We start from the raw sequence: 18404 nt of genomic DNA, 5'->3' as shown, positions 1-18404 counted from the left end.
GGCCGCCCTTCAAATCTCGGGGTTTGGCAGGCTCTCGAACGCGCGTTTGAGGGCATCGCCCCATCCATCCGAAATGGTGCGGAAATAAGGATCGTCCAACTCGATGCGATGCACCTCGGGCAGCTTCAGGCTGTTGGCCTCGTAGATGCACATATCCAGTGGGAGACCAACTGAAAGATTGGCCTTGATGGTGGAATCAAAGCTCACCAACAAGAGCTTCATCGCATCGGCAAAGCTCATGCTCGGCTCATAGGCGCGCACCAGAATGGGGCGGCCATATTTGGTCTCACCGATCTGGAAGAACGGCGTTTCGGAGCTGGCTTCGATGAAATTGCCCTCGGGATAGATCAGAAACAGGCGTGGCGGACCGCCCTTGATCTGACCGCCAAGGATCATTGTGGCGTTAAAGCTGCTATCGGCGCGCTGTCCGGTGCTGGCATGGGTTTCGATCACATCGCGCAACGTGCCCGCAACCAGTCGTGCAGCCTGAAACATCGAGGGCACCGACAGGATCGTCGGGTCGCGCTCGTCATGTGCCTTGGTGCGCTCTTCCAGCAGGCTGATCACGGCTTGAGTGGTTGCCAGATTGCCCGCTGTCAGCAGAACCATCGCCCGCTCACCAGGCATTTGCCAGTGATGCAGTTTGCGAAAGGTCGAGATATTGTCGAGCCCCGCATTGGTGCGTGTGTCGGACATAAAGACGATGCCGCGATCAAGACACAAGCCCACGCAATAGGTCACCTATGAAATCCTCTGTCACTGTTGCTGGGTCACCCGCAGCGTCACATCCATGTTCTCACCCGCCACGCCATAGCGGTGACCGGCGATCGGTGCAGCCTCTGTGTAATCGAGACCCGTTGCAACCCTGACATAGCGCGTATCAGGCGAGATCGCGTTTGACACATCAAAACCAACCCAGCCCAACCCTTCGACATGGGCCTCTGCCCAAGCGTGGGTCGCACTTTGCTCATCCTGTCCGTCCATCCGCAGATACCCTGAAACATACCGCGCCGGAAGACCCATTGCGCGTGCGCAGGCAAGGAAGACATGCGCATGATCCTGACAGACCCCGTGACCGGCGGCCAAAGCATCCTCTGCGGACCAGGCAATTTCGGATTTCCCGGTCTCATAGGCGATGGCGGCATGAATTCGGGCCGACAGGTCGTGCAACCGCTCCAGATCACTATCGCCTTCGACACTCCGCAGAATGTCGCGACAGCCTTTGCCAGCGCGGGTATGATCTGTTGCGCGCTGAAACAGCCACAGCGGCGCCAATCCTTCATGCGGCCCCACGATCCCGGCCTGATCGGCCATTTCCACAACGCCCTGAGAGTGGATCACCAATTCGGTGACGCCCTGATCAAAGCTGAACAACATCACATGATTGCGGTGGTGATCTGTGAACTCTGCCTCTTGCGTTGCCCCCTCTACGGTGATCGACCAATTGATCACGGCCTGCCCGCGCGTTGGCTTGGGGTAGAGCTTGATCTGCTGCACACCATACGGCACGGGCGTGGAGTATGAATAACGAGTGATATGACTGATGGCGAGACGCATGGGCTATCCGTTAAATCTGTACTCGATTTCGATCTGGTGGCTCAGCTTGCTCAGATGGCCAAGCACCTCCTGCACATATTCGTGCAGGCCATAATCAAAGATCGCAGCGACGTCATGGCTCATGAACCGGCGGCAGAGCGTGTCCGCCAATTGGTGGCACGGCAGGCGAAGATCGTAATCCGTCGCCAGATAATTGAGATTGTCGCGCAGTTTGGCACAGCAAAAGTTTAGGCTTCGCGGCATGCGTTTGTCGAGGATGAGGAATTGAGCAATGCCCATCGGCGTGACATCGGGACCAATGGCAAGCCGATATCCTCCTTCCCCACTGACTGACCGCAGAATCGTATCCCACTGCACATTGTCGAGCCGCGATCCCACCGCCGCCGCCGATGGCAACAGCACGTAGTATTTTACGTCGAGAATGCGGGCCGTGTTATCCGCCCGCTCGATAAAGGTGCCGATGCGAATGAAATCGTAGATTTCGTTGCGCAGCATGGTCCCGAGAATAGAGCCGCGCACCAGCGCGTTGCGTTCCCGGATCAGCGACAGGACCTTGGGCAGATCCCGAGTCGCAACCTTGCGGGCAAGCGCGACCTTGAGCAGCATCCAGAAGGAATTGACCGCCTCCCACGCCTCATGCGTGAGGGCCGTGCGCACCAGTCGCGCGTTGTGGCGCGCCTGTGTGACGACGGCCATGACTGAGGATGGGTTGTCCGGGTCGCGCAGCATCCAGTCAATCGCCAGTTCCGGTAGCACCTCGTCGTGTTTTTGTTGATAGCCATAGGACACCGCTGCTGCCTGTAACACTGAAAGCCAGTCATCCGCGCCACTGCCCGCCCGCGTCAGGGCGATCCGCTGCCCGGTTTCGATCATACGAGCGGTATTCTCGGCACGTTCCAGCAGCCGCGCCATCCAGAATAGACCTCCGGCCGTTTTCCCCAGCATCCTCTAGTCCTCCAGCACCCAAGTGTCCTTGGTGCCTCCACCTTGGGACGAATTCACCACCAAAGAGCCTTTCTTCATCGCCACCCGCGTCAGTCCACCAGGCGTCACATTGATCCCCTCGGGCGACATCAACACATAAGGCCGCAGATCGACATGCCGTGGCGCAAGGCCCGCTTTGGTGAACACTGGCACAGTCGACAGGCTCAGCGTGGGCTGCGCGATATAATTGCCGGGCCGCGCCCGCAACTTGCGTTCAAAGTCCTTGAGTTCCTTCTTGCTCGCCGCAGGGCCGATCAACATGCCATACCCGCCTGATCCATGCACCTCCTTGACCACCAGCTCTGACAGATGCGCCAGAACGTAATCGAGGCTCTCTTTCTCATTGCAGCGCCATGTCGGCACGTTTTGCAAAATGGGTCGCTCGCCGGTGTAGAATTCGACGATCTCGGGCATGTAGCTGTAGATCGCCTTGTCGTCGGAAATGCCGGTGCCGGGGGCATTGGCGATGGTGATACCGCCTGCGCGGTAGATATCCATGATCCCCGGCACGCCAAGCGCCGAGTCGGGGTTAAAGTTGAGCGGGTCAAGGAAATCGTCATCCACCCTGCGATAAAGCACGTCAATCGGGCGATAGCCGCGCGTGGTCCGCATCGCCACCCGCCCGTCAACGATCCGCAGGTCATGTCCCTCGACCAGCTCGACCCCCATCTTGTCGGCCAGAAAGGCGTGCTCGTAATAGGCCGAATTAAAGATTCCGGGGGTCAGCACCGCCACGGTGGGCGTCCCGTCGCAGGCCGCAGGGGCCGAGGCCGCCAGCGACCGCCTTAGATTGCGCGGATAATCCGAGACCGGACGTACCCGGTTGCGGCTGAACAACTCTGGAAACATGCGCAGCATGGTTTCACGGTTCTCCAGCATATAGCTGACACCAGAGGGCGTGCGCGCGTTATCCTCGAGCACAAAGAAATCGTCCGGCCCGGTCCGCACAAGGTCAATGCCGGTGATATGGGTATAAACCCCACCGGGCGGCATCATCCCGATCATTTGCGGCAGAAACGCCTCATTGCTCGAGATCATCTCTTGCGGCAAGCGTCCGGCGCGCAGGATTTCCTGCCGGTGATAGATGTCATGCAAGAAGGCGTTGATCGCACACACCCGCTGTTCGATGCCACGTTCCAACCGTTGCCATTCGCGCGCCGAAATGATGCGTGGAATGATATCGAACGGGATCAGACGCTCCTCGGCTTCGGACCGTCCATACACATTAAAGGTGATGCCCGTCAGGCGAAAGAGATCCTCCGCCTCACGGCTTTTGGCACGCAGGCGGGCGGCGTCCTCGTCGCTCAGCCAGGCGTCGAATGTGGCATATGGGCTGCGAATCTGCCCGTTCTGCCCCTGCATTTCATCAAACATATCCATAGGATCATGGTTTCCCTGTCCGGGGCCCTGTGCAATCGAAATTGTTGCGACAGGACGGGCCCGATGCGGTTTTATGCCCGCTTATCCCTCAACCATGCACAATTTTTAGGCTTTGGCAAAGGCTTGTCATTCGGGAGCCTGTGATTGGTTCGCCTGTGTGATGCTCCGTATATGATAGAATGACTTACAGAAACCATTAGCATTTATTCCTTTTTGTTAGCAAAACTCATAATTATAAACGATGTCAGAACCGCCAAAATCAGCCAGAGGATGCCGTGACCCGAACGCGCGACATGTTGAAAGTGACCGTACAGCGGGGCGAGGCGGGCGAAACCCGGATGCAGCGCTTTGATGTTCCGGCCCGCGAAAATCAGACAGTTCTCGATGTGGTCAGTTGGATCCAGCAAGAGGCAGATCCGACGCTGAGTTACCGCTTTGCATGCCGCGTTGGCATGTGCGGCTCTTGCGCAATGATGGTGAATGGCGTGCCGCGCTGGACCTGCCGCACGCATGTCAGCCGCGTCGCGAATGACGGTCGCCTCGACATTGCCCCCCTGCGCAACCTGCCGGTGATCAAGGATCTGGCGACCGATATGGACCCGTTCTTTGACAAATGGGTCGCCGCCGAGGCGCGGCACCATCCGACGCGCGGGCGGTTCGAAGAGTTTGACCCGATCACGCCCGACAGTCCCGAGCGGGCCGAAGCCAACCTCGGAATCGAATGCATCAACTGCGGGATCTGCTACGCGGCCTGTGACACGGTCGCAGGCAATCCCGATTACCTCGGTCCGGCCGCCCTACAACGCGCCTGGACCTTGCTCAACGACAGCCGCGATTCGGGTCGTACTCGCATCCTCGCTGCGGTTTCTGGCAAGGGCGGGTGCCATAACTGTCACTCCATGGGCAGTTGCGCGCAATATTGCCCCAATGAGTTGAACCCGATGCGCGCAATTGCCGGGTTAAAGCGTGAAACCGTCAAGGCGGCATTGCGAGGAAAGCGCGATGCTTGATCTGCGGCTCTACATGGCGCAACGCCTGAGCGCGCTGGTGATGGCGCCCTTGGTCCTTGGGCATATCGCGGTTATGATCTACGCCATTCAGGGTGGGCTCAGCACGGCAGAGATCCTTGGCCGCACCCAAGGCAGCCTCCTTTGGTTCCTGTTCTACGGCACCTTTGTCCTCGCCGTCTCTGTCCATGCCGCCATAGGCCTGCGCGTCATCGTGCATGAATGGCTGCGCTTGCGCGGCATCGCCCTTGACGTGCTGACATGGGGCATCTGTGCGGCCCTCGTCACCCTTGGCCTCAGCGCCGTCTTTGCGGTGACGTTACCATGAAACACCCGCCCCGCTCGCACCCGCTCTGGTTTGCCTTTGTGCTGCACCGCGTCTCTGGTCTGGCGCTTGCGCTCTTTCTTCCTGCGCATTTCTGGCTCTTGGCGCAGGCGATTACCGCCCCAGCGCGGCTTGATGGCTTTCTTGCCTTCGCCGAGAACCCGCTGGTCAAGATCGCTGAATTCGGCCTCGTCTTTCTGCTTGCCGTCCATATGTTCGGCGGCCTGCGCCTGATGGCGCTTGAATTCCTGCCATGGTCCGACCGTCAGAAAACGTTGGCGGCGGGGGCGGTCGGCGCGGCCCTCTTTCTGTCCGGCACGTTTTTCCTGAGGGCGATCTGATGACCCATATCGACCGACACGACACCGATATTCTGATCATCGGCACAGGCGGTGCCGGGCTCTTTGCCGCGCTGCATGCCCAGCAATCCGCACCGGCGGGCACGCGGATCACCATTGCCGTCAAGGGTCTCATTGGCAAATGCGGCTGCACGCGCATGGTGCAGGGTGGCTACAACGTGGCGCTGGGCGGCGGGGACAGCGTCGAGCGGCATTTCATGGACACCATAAAGGGCGGCAAATGGCTGCCCAATCAGGATATGGCGTGGAAACTCTGCGAACAGGCGGTGGTGCGTATCCACGAGCTGGAAAATGAAATCGGTTGCTTCTTTGACCGCAATCCAGATGGCACGCTGCATCAAAAGGCCTTTGCCGGGCAGACCGCCGACCGCACGGTCCACAAGGGCGACCTGACCGGTATCGAGATCATCAGCCGCTTGATGGAGCAGGTTCTGGCGCGGCCAGTGGACAAGCTGCAAGAACATCGCGCGATTGGTCTCATCCCCACGCGCGACGGCAGTGCCTTGGCGGGCGTGCTCTTCATCGATATGCGCACAGGCGGCTTTCGCCTTGTCCGGGCCAAGACGGTCCTTATGGCCACCGGTGGCGGGCCGACGATGTACAAATATAACACGCCCTCGGGCGACAAGACGATGGACGGCCTTGCCATGGCGTTGCGCGCCGGGCTGGAACTGCGCGATATGGAAATGGTGCAGTTTCACCCCACCGGATTGCTGGCCGGCGACCATACGCGGATGACCGGAACCGTGCTGGAGGAGGGGCTGCGCGGCGCGGGCGGTCAATTACTCAACGGCGCGGAAAGCCGCTTCATGTTCGACTATGACCCCAAGGGCGAGCGGGCCACACGCGATGTCGTCAGCCGCGCCATCTATGCCGAGATGCGCAAGAACAACACCTCGGCGAATGGCGGCGTCTTCATCTCCATGGCCCATCTTGGCCCTGACAACGTGCGCGCCAAATTCCCCGGCATGGTCAAACGCTGCGCCGATAGCGGATTTGACCTCGCGGGCGGTCTGGTCGAGGTGGTGCCAACCGCGCATTACTTCATGGGCGGTGTGGTGGTCGATCCCGATACCCGCACCGCGATGGAAGGGCTCTATGTGGCGGGCGAGGATGCAGGCGGCGCGCATGGCTCGAACCGTTTGGGCGGCAATGGTGTGGCCAATTCCACCGTCTATGGTGGCGTCGCGGGTGATGTCATGGGCGCGGATATCCGCAGCATGGGCGCGCTGCGCGATCCCTGTCCCAACGCGTTGCAGGCCGAGATTGACCGCGCCCTGCATCCCCTCACTTGCCAGCCCGCGCCCGTCCATCCCCTGCGCGCGGCCCTGCAAGACGCGATGTGGGAGGATGTCGGCGTCATGCGCACCGCTACGGGCATGGAGCGTGGTTTGACCCGCGTTGCCGAGGTTTCCGATGCCCTGATGGATGTTGGCGTCGCAGGCGATAATCTTGCCTTCAACCTCACATGGCACGACTGGCTCAACCTGCGCTCGCTCTGCGACGTATCCGAGGCGATCACGCTGGCGGGCCTTGCGCGCGAAAACTCGCGCGGCGCGCATTACCGCGAGGATTTCCTGGATGAAGGTGATCTTGACGCTTCTTACTACACGGTGATCACCCAAAAGGGTGGCGATCTGACCGTCCGCCGCGATGCGGTGCAATTCACCATCATCCGCCCCGGCGAGACAATCCTGCCCGAGAGCGAACCCGAAACATTGGTGGCCGCACAATGATCTCTATAGACCTCATCCAGAACACCGCCGAAATCTTGATGGACAAGGCGGCCATTGAAATCCCCGAGGATTACCTGACCGGCCTAGAGGCTGCGGCGGAAACCGAGGATGGCGATCTCTCGTCCTTTGTCCTTCAGGCGATGCTGGAGAATTACAAGGCCGCCAAAGAAGACCGCCGCGCGATGTGCGGCGATACCGGCTGTCCGCGCTGGTATGTGAAAATGGGCAACGAGGCCCGGATCGAAGGCGGGCCGGTCGCGCTCGAATCTGCGCTGCGCCGCGCCACGGCCAAGGCGACCTATGACGTGCCTCTACGCCCCAACCGCGTGCATCCGCTCTGGCGCACCGATCACAACAACAACGTGGGCATCGGCGCGCCCGAAATCGAATATGCCTATGAGCCAGAGGGTGATTGGATCGACCTGATCACCGTCCACAAGGGCGGCCTCTTTGGCACCGATTACCGCATGCTCTTTCCCTCTGACGGGATCGAGGGGATCAAACGGTTTTACCTCGATAGCCTTGTCGCCTTTGGCAAACGTGGTCTGGCCTGTCAGCCTGCGATCATCGGCATTGGCCTTGGGGGGTCCAAGGATACCTGCATGGTTCTGGGCAAGCGCGCTGCCTGCCTGCGCGTCGTGGGCAGCGAGAATCCAGACCCAAGGATTGCCGCGCTGGAGCGCGAGTTCAAGGATCTGGGCAATTCCATCGGCATGGGGGCCATGGGATTTGTCGGCAAGAACATGGTGATCAATTGCAACATCGAGGTGGGCTATTGCCACACCGGGGGCATGCAGATGTCGGTGCATGCCTTTTGCCTGTCGTCCCGCCGGGCGGTCGCGCGCCTATATCCTGATGGGCGCGTCGCATACCGCACCGATCCCGATTGGTTCACCCCCTATCAGCGCCGCGAAACCGTCGAATGGCTGGGTGGCGCGCAGGAGGCGGCAGAATGACGAAACCCCGCGAAATCCGCCTGAGCACCACGCCGACGCCCGAGGCGCTTGCTGAGCTGCGCCTTGGCGATATCGTCTATCTTGATGGGTTGCTCTACACCGCGCGCGAAGGCGTTTATATGCGCGCACTTGAGGAAAAGGCGAATATCCCGCTGGAATTGCCTAGCCAGAGCGCTGCGAATTTCCATTGCTCCCCCGCCGCCGCCATTCGTCCCGATGGGTCGTTCAACATGGGGGCTGTCACGGCAACGGCCTCGTTCCGTTTTGCCAAATGGTTGCCCGAGTGGATGGCCAAGACTGGTGCCAAGCTGATCATCGGCAAGGGCGGCATGTCGTCCAAGGATTACAAATCCTATTTCGTGCCCAATGGCGCGATCTACCTCTCGACCGTGGGCTATGGCACCGGCGCGCTCTTGGGTCGTGGCATCGAAAAGGTCGAGGCGGTGCATTGGCAAGAAGAACTGGGTCTGGCGCAGGCAATGTGGGTCATTCGCTGCAACAAGATGGGGCCGTTCATCGTGGCCTCTGATCTGGACGGTAATTGCCTCTTTGAGCGCGAGAATGCCAAGATCGCCAAGAACCTCGAACGGGTCTATGAAGGCACGCGCCCCGCGACGCTCAAACGCTATGGCGAGACGGATGACCGCTCTGATGAGGTGATTGGCTAGAGCATTTCGCGCGCCAGCAAGACTACGCCCGAAACAAAGGTCATCACAATCAACAGGCGACGGAATGCGGCATCGGGCAGACGCTTGAACACCGCAATTCCGGCCTGCGCGGCAGCGAGCGAGGATGGGATCGCAATCGCGATATAGATCAGAGTTTCCCGCGTATAGGCTCCCTTGAACGCCAGAAGAGCCGTTGTCACTGCCAAGACGACCACGTTGAATGGTTGCAGCACGGCGCGCGTCTCATGCTTGGGCCAAGGGCGCAGCGTGCACCACATCATCGGCAGCGCCCCCGAGAGCGAAGCCGCGCCTCCAAGTACGCCCCCCAAAAATCCCACGAGCATATCCCAAAGCGGCGTTGGCCGCTCGAACCTTGGGAGATGCGCCCGAAAGGAAAAGTAACCGCCATAAACGAGCAGCATGGACGCCACCACCGCCTTGAGCGTGCCCGCGTCAATCACACTCAGGATCAGAACGCCCAATGGTATCCCCGCCAGCCCCGGCACAAGGAAACGCGCCAACCGCCGTTTGTTCTGGCCGATGGCGTGGCGCACCACCCAGACCCCTTGCAATCCCGTGATAACCGAAAGCACAACGAGCATCGCCACGGCCTGCAACGGCGGCAGCACGGTGAGAAAAAATCCAAGCGCAAAGAGCGCCGTGCCAAACCCTGCCAGCCCGTTGATGAACCCGCCCGCCGCAGCCCCTGCGATGATGTAGGCAACGATTTCCGCGTTCATGCAGCGGTGCTTCGGGCAGAGGGGGTAAAGATACCGATATCCACCGCTCCAAGCAGAGCCATGTGAATCTCCTGAATGATCCGAATACGCGGGTTGTCGCGGCGATGCGCCAACGTCAATTGCCGCACTGGCGCTCCGGTGGGCAACGGCAGTCGCCGCAGCGGCAGCGGTTGAACCCCGCGCACACAGCGCGCCGGAACGATGGACACACCAAGCCCCGCCAACACCATGCTCGATATCGCCTCTAGCCCCTGCAACTCCATGGTGACCGACACGGCAATGGCATTGTCGCGCAGCCAGCCGTCGATCAGCCCGCCCACCACGGCATCACGGCTGAACCGGATAAACGGATGTCGGGTCAAAAGGTCTCGCACATCGTTGCCTTCGATCTCTTGCGGCACCAGCAGTTCCATGGGCTCCTGCGCAATATCGGCATGGTCGACTTCGGGCGGTAACGGTCCCTGCCGCGACAGGATTGCGGCATCAAGCGCGCCCCGCTCGACCTCGGCAATCAAGGCGGTCGTCATGCCCGGCACAATGCGCACATGCAAATCCGGAAAGCTGTCTTTGAGCAGTCGCACGGACAATGGCGTCAGCCCGGTCAGCGTCATCGGCACAGCGCCCAAAGAGATTTCGCCGCGAAACCCCTCATCGCCTAAAACCGAGGGCACGATGCCATCATAGGCGCGCACAATGTCGCGCGCCCGCGCGACAAGCGCACGACCGGTTGGGGTCAACTCCGGAGACCGTCGCGATCGGTCAAACAGCGCAATACCCCATTCCTCTTCGAGACTTCGCATCTGCTGGCTGACGGCGGCATGGGTGACAAACACCGCCTCGGCAGCGGCGCTAAAGGTCTTGTGATCGTCCACTGCGATCAGGGTGCGCAAGCGCCGGATTGACATGCCCTGCCTCTTCCGTAAGATTTTGTAACACAAGCTGTAACGGAATATTGCTTATATTAAGCGTGCCTTAAAGTTACACCTAAAGCCGACGGCGTTGCAATCCGCGATCACCCTGCCGCCGACACCACAGAGGAGGAGGAAAACATGAAGCTGAGACAGTTGGGCGCGGTTTGCGCCATGGGACTTGGCCTGACGGCAACCGCCGCAGTGGCCGAATATCCCGAACGCCCCATCAACATGGTCATTCCCTATGGCGCAGGCGGCGCGACCGATATTTCGGCCCGCACCATCGCAGAGCCGTTGGGCACCGTGGTCGGCAAGCCGCTGGTCATGTCGAACATCACAGGGGCAGGGGGCGCCACCGGATCTGTTGCGGTGCAAAACGCCAAGGCGGACGGCTATACCATGCTCTTTGCCCGCGTCGGCTCGCACACGGTCAACCCGGCGATGAAGGCAACGCTCCCCTATACACTCGACGATTTCCGCTTTGTGACGGTCTATGAAATCAGCCCCGTCGCCTGTGCCGTGCGCCCTGATTCCGGTATCGAGACGATCGAGGATCTCATCGCCCTGACGGAATCCGAGGGCTCCAGCTATAGCTCTTCCGGCGTGGGCTCGATGCTGCATCTCGCGGCGGTGATGGTGCTGGACGAATTCGGCGTCGAGAACCCGCTCGACAAGGCGATCCACATTCCCCAAGGCGGCGGTGGCGAGGCGGCAACTGCTGTTCTCAATGGCACCGTGACCTTTATCTGCACCAACACATCGGCGCTCGCCAATTTCGTGGCCAATGGGCAGTTAAAGCCGATCCTCGTGACCACCGCCGAACCGGTACCAGGCTTCGACGCGCCGACCGCTGTTGATCTGGGCAAACCTGATCTCACGCAGCTTGTGGGTTGGACTGGCATTGCCGGGCCGGATGACCTGCCGGACGATGTGGCCGCCAAATGGGGTGAGTGGATGACTGCCGCCGCAGGAGCCCCGAAATTCGTGGAGCAGATGAGCGCAATGGGCTCGGTGATCAATGTCATGAGTCCCGAAGAGGCCAACGCCTTTATCCAGACGCAATATGAAACCTTCCGTGCGCTGGTCGATAGGCTCGGCATGCGGATCGAAGGCTGAAGTCTGTCGCACGCATAGGCCGGGCGCAGAGATGCCCGGCCTACCAAGGCCAGCAAACTGATCGGGGAGGGTCAGGGTGAGCAAACGCGCAATTCAGCTGCAACTGGGCATCGGTGCCTGTGCAGCCTGTCTTTTCCTGATCCTCTACGCCATTCCGTATTGGATCTCGGCTCCCAGCAATATTCGCAATATCGTCCTCTCGCCCCGGTTCTGGCCCTATGCGATTGCCGGGCTGACCGGGCTTGTGGGCTTGGGCATGCTGTTTGCCAACCGCAAGCCGGATGAGGATGACGCCCCCGTCAATGACCCGATCGAGGACCCGCGCGCGGGTCTGATCAGGCTGGCGGGCATGGCGGTGCTGATGGCTGTCACCTTCTGGCTCTTGCCCCGCATCGGCATGGTCTGGGCCGCGATGCTGGCCTTTGCGGCCCTCGCCTTTCTGGTCAGGACACGCCATCCCAAAACTGCGCTGATCTGCGCTCTGGTGGTTCCGCTCCTGCTCTATGGCTTTTTTGCGCATGTCGCAGGCGTTGCCATCCCGCAGGGCGACTATGTGAGGTTGCCATGAGCATGATTGACAGCATCATGGCCGGTCTCGCGCTGGTCGGCAATGTCGAGGCGCTTGTCTCGCTGGCCATCGGTATTGTGATCGGCGTCATCGGTGGCGCGATTCCGGGCATTTCGGCCACGATGGCGGTGGCGCTGACGCTGCCGTTTACCTTTCCGATGCAGCCGATCAACGGCATCTTGCTGCTCCTCGGCGTCTACAAGGGCGGCATCTTTGGTGGGTCGATTCCGGCCATCCTGATCAAGACGCCGGGCACGCCCGCCTCTTCGGCCACGGTACTTGACGGACATCCGATGGCCGCCAAAGGTGAGGCGGGGCGCGCGCTGGGCATGGCTCTCTGGGCCTCTTGCACGGCGGATCTCATCTCGAACCTGTCTCTGATCCTGCTTGCAGGCTGGCTGGCCTCTTTCGCGCTCAGCTTTGGCCCGCCAGAGTTCTTTGCTCTGATCCTTTTCTCGCTCACCATCATTGCGGGCGTCTCGGGTGAGAGCCTGTTGCGCGGTGCTCTCGCGGCGCTTTTGGGCCTGCTCTTGGCAACCATCGGGCTTGATCTCGTCTATGGCACAAACCGTTTCACATTTGGCCACCCCAACCTGATGGGCGGGTTGAATTTCATCGCGGTGCTGATCGGCCTCTTTGCCATCCCCGAGGTCATCAACATGGTCTGGCACCCCACCGGGCACATGGGCAAGGTTCAGACCTTGGGCAACAAATGGGTCACGTTCGCTGATTACAAACGCTGTTTCCGCTCCATCGTGCGCGGCAGCTTCATTGGCGTCTTTCTGGGCTCTATCCCCGGCATCGGCGCGGCCCCTGCGGCCTTTCTGTCGTATTCTGAGGCACGGCGCAAATCCCCCAACAAGGCCAATTTCGGCAAGGGTGAAATCGAGGGCGTCGCCGCCTCTGAGGCCGGCAACAATGGCGTGGCCGGCGCCACTCTCATCCCGCTACTGGCACTTGGCGTGCCGGGCGATGTGATCACCGCGATCATAATCGGGGCCTTCATGGTGCATGGATTACAGCCGGGACCGATGATGTTCGTGATGAACGTTGATATCATCTATGGCCTTTTCATCGGCCTGATTTTTTCCTCGGGCCTGCTCTTTATCGTGGGCGGGCTGGCAATCCGGGGATTCAAGCCGGTGGCCGATATCCCCAAGCGCATCTTGATGCCAATCGTTCTCGTGCTCTGCATCTATGGGGTGTTTGCCGTCAACAACAGCATCTTTGACGTGGCGGTGATGTTCGTTATGGGTTGGGTCGGATTTGTGATGACGCGCTACCATATCCCCGCCGCCCCCTTTCTCATTGCCTTCATCCTCGGCCCGCTGCTCGAGGATAATTTCCGCAAATCCATGCTCATGTCCGGGGGAGCGCCGGACATCTTGCTGCGCGGGCCGATCACATGGTTCTTCTGGGCTTTGACCTTGCTAGCCGTGGTGGCGATTGCGCGGGGCACATTGGACAAGGCCCGCGAAAAGAGCTGAGACGCTGTCAGTTCAAGCGGCGCATACACGGCATAACCATACCACATCTATCCCTGTTCAACCGTCGGGTCGGGCGTGATAAGATTTTCGTGACATACCGCTCAGGGGTATGAAAAAGAAACACGTCTTCATATATTCATAAATGATGATATAATGGAAGTCGGCTCCAGAGAGCCGGGTTTTGACGTGAGAGGATACGATATGGTGGGTGTTGAAACAGAGTTTACCCCATTGGCGTCACTGGCTGGTGGTGTGTTGATCGGTTTATCTGCCGTGCTGCTGATGGTGTTTCAGGGTCGGATATTGGGGGCCACGGGAATCTTGTCGGGCTTGATGTCCGGTGATGTGCCGGGCGACAAGAGGTGGCGCGCGGCGATGATGGTCGGCATGATCGCGGGACCGCTGCTGGTCTTGGCGCTGACCGGGCAAATGCCCGTGGTCGAGGTGCCGATCAGCCTGCCGATGATCCTGATTGGCGGGTTCATCGTGGGCATCGGCGTCACCTTTGGCTCAGGCTGCACCTCTGGACACGGGGTCTGCGGCATCGCGCGGCTGTCACCACGCTCGATCGTTGCCACGTTCTCCTTCATGGCCGTGGCCTTCTTGACGGTCTATATCATCCGTCACGTTATAGGAGTCTGAACCATGCGCATCCTGTCCGCTTTGCTCGTAGGCCTTGTGTTTGGTGTGGGAATTGCCATCTCGGGCATGATAAACCCGGCCAAGGTGCTCAATTTCTTTGACGTCGCAGGCACATGGGACCCGAGCCTGATCTTTGTCATGGGGGGCGCGCTGGTTACCACATTCATCGGCTACCGTGTGGTGCTCAAACGCCCCGCACCGATTGTCGAGGCAGAGTTCAAGCTGCCCACCAACACGGTCATCGACGCGCGCCTGATCGGTGGATCAGCGGTCTTTGGCCTCGGGTGGGGCATTGGGGGCTTTTGCCCCGGTGCGGCAATCCCGGCTCTTGGCTCGGGCAAGCCCGACGTGGTTGCCTTTGTCGCAGCCCTGCTTGCCGGGATCTGGGTGGCGCGCGCCATACAGACGAAACAGGCAGAGAGAAAGGTGACAGCATGACCGATTTTCCCGTGGACATGACCGTGACGCCAGAGGTCAAGGCGTTCTTTGATGAGGCGACCAACACCATCAGCTATGTGGTCAAAGACCCCGGATCGCGGGCCTGTGCCGTGGTCGATAGCGTGATGGATATCGACATGGCGGCGGGACGGATCACCTATGATCATGCCGATGCCATGATCGCCTATATGTTGGATCACCACCTGACACTGGACTGGATCATCGAGACGCACGTCCATGCCGACCACCTCTCGGCCGCGCCCTATATCCAGCAAAAGCTGGGCGGCAAAATCGGGATTGGTGAAAAAATCCTGATTGTGCAGGACACCTTTGGCAAGATCTTCAATGAAGGCACCGAATTTCAGCGCGACGGGTCGCAATTTGACGCCCTGTTCAAAGATGGCGACACCTACAAAGTGGGCGGCATGCAGTGCTTTGCCATGCACACGCCCGGTCATACGCCCGCCTGCATGGTGCATGTGATGGGCGATGTGGCCTTTGTCGGTGATACGCTCTTTATGCCCGATGGCGGATCGGCGCGCGCCGATTTCCCCGGCGGCGACGCGGGTGAACTCTACGACAGCATCCAAAAGGTGCTGCGATTGCCCGACGATATGCGCCTCTTCATGTGCCACGATTATGGCCCGAATGGCCGTGACATCCAGTGGGAGACGACCGTGGGTGCGGAAAAAACGCATAACATCCACGTTGGCGGCGACAGGACGCGCGAGGAGTTCGTGAAATTCCGCACCGAACGCGACGCGACTCTGGATATGCCCCGTCTGATCCTGCCCTCCTTGCAGGTGAATATGCGCGCCGGTGAGGTGCCACGCGACAGCGACGGCAACCCGATGCTGAAACTGCCGGTGAACAAGCTCTGAGACGTTGCCGTCTCGGACGGGGCGCGGAACAAGTGACATGGATTTGAAATCCCTCGGGCGCGTCCTGCCGGTACTGGATTGGGGCCGCCACCATAACCGGCATGCGCTGACAGATGACGGCGGTGATCGTGACGATCATGCTGATCCCGCAATCGCTGGCCTGCGCCCTCTTGGCGGGCCTGCCGCCCGAGGCGGGGCTCTACGCCTCAATCCTGCCGATTATTCTCTACGCCATCTTTGGCACCAGCCGCGCGCTGGCGGTGGGTCCGGTGGCGGTGGTGTCCCTGATGACCGCTGCCGCGATTGGCGATGTGGCCGAGGCGGGCACAGCGGGCTATGCCGTGGCGGCGCTGACCCTTGCCGGGCTGTCCGGCCTGATCCTGCTCACCATGGGCATCCTGCGCCTAGGGTTTCTTGCGAATTTCCTGTCGCATCCGGTGATTGCGGGGCTCATCACCGCCAGCGGCATCCCGATCGCCGTCAGCCAGTTGAAACATCTCTTGGGGGTCAAGGCCAGCGGTGGCAGCCTGCCGGAAATGCTCTGGTCTCTGCTGTGGCATCTGGCGGACATCAGCATTCTCACGCTGCTGATCGGCGTGGCTTCTGCTGCCTTTCTCTTCTGGGTACGGCGCGGCCTGAAACACCTGCTGATGCAGCGCGGGTTTGGTCCGCGTGCGGCCGATATGGGGGCCAAGGCGGGCCCGGTCATCGCGGTGGCCTTCAGCACATCTCCGGTCTGGCTCTTCGGGCTCGATCAGCATGGCGTTGCCGTTGTTGGGGCGGTGCCCCAGGGATTGCCACCGCTGACGCTCCCGTCCTGTTCGCCGGGGCTGATCGGCGCGCTCTTTGTGCCCGCGCTTTTGATTTCCGTGATCGGCTTTGTGGAATCCATGTCCGTCGCACAGACGCTGGCGGCCAAGAAACGCCAACGGATCGACCCGGATCAAGAGTTGATCGGTCTGGGGGCCGCCAATATCGGCGCGGCCTTTACCGGCTGCGGCATGAATCCATATGTGGCCACCCAAGACGCGCCCAGCCACCCCGAGGTGACAGCACGCCCGACCATCGCCCCCCAAAAGAGCGCCTGTCGGTTCCGCAGGAATTCCCGCGAAGCGAGCGCGGCCACCGTAATCAGCGCGGACACCGCCAGCCCGACCCAAATCGTCGGTAACCCGGTAAATGCGCCTAAAACCTGCGCATAGGATTGACTGTCAAGCGCGGGGCTGGTGGCCTAAGTCGCCATGATGCGCAACTGCGCAAACGGCCCGGACATCATGATATAGGTCGAAATTCCCATCACCAACACGATCACAAAGGCCCGCAGATCACCGCCTCCAAACCGTGCCAATGCACCAAATCCACAGTTACCCGCCAGCGACATGCCATAGCCAAACAACAGCCCGCCCAAAACGCTCGCCAAGGGTGACCAAGGCGTGATCCAATAGGCATTTGCGGCAATATCGAACAGATCCAGCCCAGCAAGACCAAAAGCCGAGAGACCAGCCACCCCTATCGCGAGCCCCCACATACGCAACCGTATGTCACTCTGCTGATAGAGCAGATCTTCGATGACTCCCAAGGTGCAGAATCGCCCCACGCGCGCCGCCAGCCCAAGAACCGCGCCGCCAGCAAAGCCACAGAGAACTATGAGCAGGGTTTCAGGAATGCCGCCAGGCATGATGCTTCTCCGTTTGACGTGGGCAAGGATCTGACGGGTTGGTCAAGGTTGCTTGCAAAACAGGTCGTAGACCACTTCGAGCATCCGTATCGCGCGCCGGTCTGTCAAACGGTAGAAGATCGCCTTGCCTTCACGTCGTGGTGTAACCAGCCCCTCCAGCCGCAACCGAGAGAGCTGTTTTGACACCGCCGCCTGCCGCGCCGAGAGCAACTCTTCCAGCTCAGTCACAGTCTTTTCGCCAGTCGCAAGATGGCACAGGATCATCGGCCGCCCCTCATGGCTGATCGCCTTGAGGAACTCCGCCACCGTATGGGCAAGGGTGAGCATCGCATCGACGCTTTCTTCGAAAACGTCCATCCTAGGAGGGGGGGGAGCGGCGCAGCATCGCCGGCTACGGCGCCTTGGTGGCATCGGGATGCGCATCCAAGAGCTGTGTCAGCAGAAACCAAAAGAATTCGTCGCCTGCATAGCCCTCGATCCGACCAAGCTCCTCGCCGTTCTCGACCAGAACAAAGGTCAGGGTAAAGACCGGGTTGCTGCGAAAGACGATGTCTTCCGGCAGCGCGTTGATCTGCACCCGGCGCAGGGGCGCGCGGCTGCCCTCGATGGTCTTGGGATAGGCCGGGGCAATCTCGGTATTCCACTGCTCGCACCAGTGACAGCCGTGCCGCTCGACCATGACCAGCTCGGCCGCTGAGAGCGGACCGAACAGGCCGAATGTCAGAGAGAGGCTGACGAGAAGGGCAACGAGCGTATGCATCGGTGTTCCGATTGACGGACAGACTAAAACATATGATATTTTGAATATGTTTGCGGATCAACCCGTCTGAGGATGCCCCATGTTCGATGTCTCACTGCTCAGCGCCTTCGTCTGACGGGCGCGGCCTCCCCGAAGGATCGGGCGACGTCTGGACCGGGGATGAGGTTTTTGGCGAGCATTGCGCGGTCTGCCACGGCGATTTCGCCGAAGG

21 protein-coding genes and 2 pseudogenes are annotated in these 18404 nt (G+C 60.4%); 14 read left to right on the top strand and 9 right to left on the bottom strand.

What is annotated here, in order from left to right; all coding sequences use genetic code 11:
* Positions 1-9: 9 nt before the first annotated feature.
* From ACSSVY_RS00115 to ACSSVY_RS00100, 4 genes are read right to left on the bottom strand one after another with little or no spacing between them, the layout of a single operon-like run.
* A complete protein-coding gene (locus ACSSVY_RS00115) occupies positions 10-741 on the bottom strand; it encodes a peptidase (RefSeq protein ID WP_454267352.1) in 732 nt (243 codons plus the stop codon).
* Between the two features lie 15 nt (positions 742-756).
* On the bottom strand, positions 757-1557 hold the full coding sequence (locus ACSSVY_RS00110; protein ID WP_454267351.1) for a transglutaminase family protein: 801 nt from the start codon (positions 1555-1557) through the stop codon (positions 757-759).
* Positions 1558-1560: 3 nt separating this feature from the next.
* Positions 1561-2502: an alpha-E domain-containing protein gene (locus ACSSVY_RS00105; protein ID WP_454267350.1), complete on the bottom strand. Its 942-nt coding sequence runs from the start codon at positions 2500-2502 to the stop codon at positions 1561-1563.
* Positions 2503-2505: 3 nt separating this feature from the next.
* Positions 2506-3921, bottom strand: a complete 1416-nt coding sequence (locus ACSSVY_RS00100; protein ID WP_454267349.1) for a circularly permuted type 2 ATP-grasp protein — start codon at positions 3919-3921, stop codon at positions 2506-2508.
* Positions 3922-4214: 293 nt separating this feature from the next.
* On the opposite strand from ACSSVY_RS00100, the gene ACSSVY_RS00095 reads away from it, so the two are divergent.
* From ACSSVY_RS00095 to ACSSVY_RS00070, 6 genes are read left to right on the top strand one after another with little or no spacing between them, the layout of a single operon-like run.
* On the top strand, positions 4215-4931 hold the full coding sequence (locus ACSSVY_RS00095; RefSeq protein WP_454267814.1) for a succinate dehydrogenase/fumarate reductase iron-sulfur subunit: 717 nt from the start codon (positions 4215-4217) through the stop codon (positions 4929-4931).
* Positions 4924-5256, top strand: a complete 333-nt coding sequence (locus ACSSVY_RS00090; RefSeq protein ID WP_454267348.1) for a succinate dehydrogenase — start codon at positions 4924-4926, stop codon at positions 5254-5256. The genes ACSSVY_RS00095 and ACSSVY_RS00090 overlap by 8 nt, the downstream gene beginning before the upstream one ends.
* Entirely contained in the window at positions 5253-5594 is a 342-nt protein-coding gene (sdhC, locus tag ACSSVY_RS00085; RefSeq protein WP_454267347.1) for a succinate dehydrogenase, cytochrome b556 subunit, read from the top strand. Before ACSSVY_RS00090 ends, sdhC begins: the two co-directional genes overlap by 4 nt.
* Positions 5594-7348, top strand: a complete 1755-nt coding sequence (locus ACSSVY_RS00080; protein WP_454267346.1) for an L-aspartate oxidase — start codon at positions 5594-5596, stop codon at positions 7346-7348. The genes sdhC and ACSSVY_RS00080 overlap by 1 nt, the downstream gene beginning before the upstream one ends.
* On the top strand, positions 7345-8304 hold the full coding sequence (locus ACSSVY_RS00075; RefSeq protein WP_454267344.1) for a fumarate hydratase: 960 nt from the start codon (positions 7345-7347) through the stop codon (positions 8302-8304). Before ACSSVY_RS00080 ends, ACSSVY_RS00075 begins: the two co-directional genes overlap by 4 nt.
* Positions 8301-8972, top strand: a complete 672-nt coding sequence (locus tag ACSSVY_RS00070) for a fumarate hydratase C-terminal domain-containing protein (RefSeq protein WP_454267342.1) — start codon at positions 8301-8303, stop codon at positions 8970-8972. Before ACSSVY_RS00075 ends, ACSSVY_RS00070 begins: the two co-directional genes overlap by 4 nt.
* On the opposite strand, the gene ACSSVY_RS00065 is transcribed toward ACSSVY_RS00070, so the two are convergent.
* Together ACSSVY_RS00065 and ACSSVY_RS00060 are read right to left on the bottom strand one after the other, a co-directional pair.
* The gene (locus ACSSVY_RS00065; protein WP_454267341.1) at positions 8969-9712 is read right to left on the bottom strand and encodes a sulfite exporter TauE/SafE family protein; all 744 of its coding nucleotides are present in this window, start codon (positions 9710-9712) and stop codon (positions 8969-8971) included. The two genes, ACSSVY_RS00070 and ACSSVY_RS00065, sit on opposite strands and share 4 nt — an antisense overlap.
* Complete coding sequence (locus ACSSVY_RS00060) at positions 9709-10617, bottom strand: LysR family transcriptional regulator (RefSeq protein ID WP_454267339.1); 909 nt, start codon at positions 10615-10617, stop codon at positions 9709-9711. Before ACSSVY_RS00060 ends, ACSSVY_RS00065 begins: the two co-directional genes overlap by 4 nt.
* Positions 10618-10761: 144 nt before the next feature.
* Between ACSSVY_RS00060 and ACSSVY_RS00055 the strand changes: the two genes are divergently transcribed.
* The 7 genes and pseudogenes from ACSSVY_RS00055 to ACSSVY_RS00025 all read left to right on the top strand — a co-directional run.
* Entirely contained in the window at positions 10762-11739 is a 978-nt protein-coding gene (locus tag ACSSVY_RS00055; protein WP_454267337.1) for a Bug family tripartite tricarboxylate transporter substrate binding protein, read from the top strand.
* 76 nt (positions 11740-11815) lie between these two features.
* A complete protein-coding gene (locus ACSSVY_RS00050; protein ID WP_454267336.1) occupies positions 11816-12307 on the top strand; it encodes a tripartite tricarboxylate transporter TctB family protein in 492 nt (163 codons plus the stop codon).
* Complete coding sequence (locus ACSSVY_RS00045) at positions 12304-13794, top strand: tripartite tricarboxylate transporter permease (protein ID WP_454267335.1); 1491 nt, start codon at positions 12304-12306, stop codon at positions 13792-13794. The genes ACSSVY_RS00050 and ACSSVY_RS00045 overlap by 4 nt, the downstream gene beginning before the upstream one ends.
* Positions 13795-13995: 201 nt before the next feature.
* The gene (locus ACSSVY_RS00040; protein ID WP_454267333.1) at positions 13996-14436 is read left to right on the top strand and encodes a YeeE/YedE family protein; all 441 of its coding nucleotides are present in this window, start codon (positions 13996-13998) and stop codon (positions 14434-14436) included.
* Positions 14437-14439: 3 nt separating this feature from the next.
* The gene (locus ACSSVY_RS00035) at positions 14440-14874 is read left to right on the top strand and encodes a DUF6691 family protein (RefSeq protein WP_454267331.1); all 435 of its coding nucleotides are present in this window, start codon (positions 14440-14442) and stop codon (positions 14872-14874) included.
* Positions 14871-15755, top strand: coding sequence for an MBL fold metallo-hydrolase (locus tag ACSSVY_RS00030; RefSeq protein ID WP_454267330.1), 885 nt, complete (start codon positions 14871-14873; stop codon positions 15753-15755). Before ACSSVY_RS00035 ends, ACSSVY_RS00030 begins: the two co-directional genes overlap by 4 nt.
* Positions 15756-15792: 37 nt before the next feature.
* Positions 15793-16750, top strand: a pseudogene (locus tag ACSSVY_RS00025) (SulP family inorganic anion transporter); the annotation flags it as partial.
* 236 nt (positions 16751-16986) lie between these two features.
* Here the strand turns inward: ACSSVY_RS00025 and ACSSVY_RS00020 are convergent.
* From ACSSVY_RS00020 to ACSSVY_RS00010, 3 genes are read right to left on the bottom strand one after another with little or no spacing between them, the layout of a single operon-like run.
* The gene (locus ACSSVY_RS00020; protein ID WP_454267328.1) at positions 16987-17433 is read right to left on the bottom strand and encodes a YeeE/YedE thiosulfate transporter family protein; all 447 of its coding nucleotides are present in this window, start codon (positions 17431-17433) and stop codon (positions 16987-16989) included.
* A gap of 42 nt (positions 17434-17475) precedes the next feature.
* Positions 17476-17790: an ArsR/SmtB family transcription factor gene (locus tag ACSSVY_RS00015; RefSeq protein WP_454267327.1), complete on the bottom strand. Its 315-nt coding sequence runs from the start codon at positions 17788-17790 to the stop codon at positions 17476-17478.
* A 34-nt stretch (positions 17791-17824) separates the two neighbouring features.
* Positions 17825-18193, bottom strand: a complete 369-nt coding sequence (locus ACSSVY_RS00010) for a hypothetical protein (RefSeq protein ID WP_454267325.1) — start codon at positions 18191-18193, stop codon at positions 17825-17827.
* Between the two features lie 56 nt (positions 18194-18249).
* Between ACSSVY_RS00010 and ACSSVY_RS00005 the strand changes: the two are divergent.
* A pseudogene (locus tag ACSSVY_RS00005) lies at positions 18250-18404 on the top strand (c-type cytochrome); the annotation flags it as partial.

It is taken from the genome of Roseovarius sp. MBR-51 (genome assembly GCF_053628575.1).
Note: the sequence above shows the minus strand (reverse complement) of the source record. Positions and strands in the feature narration are given on the sequence as shown.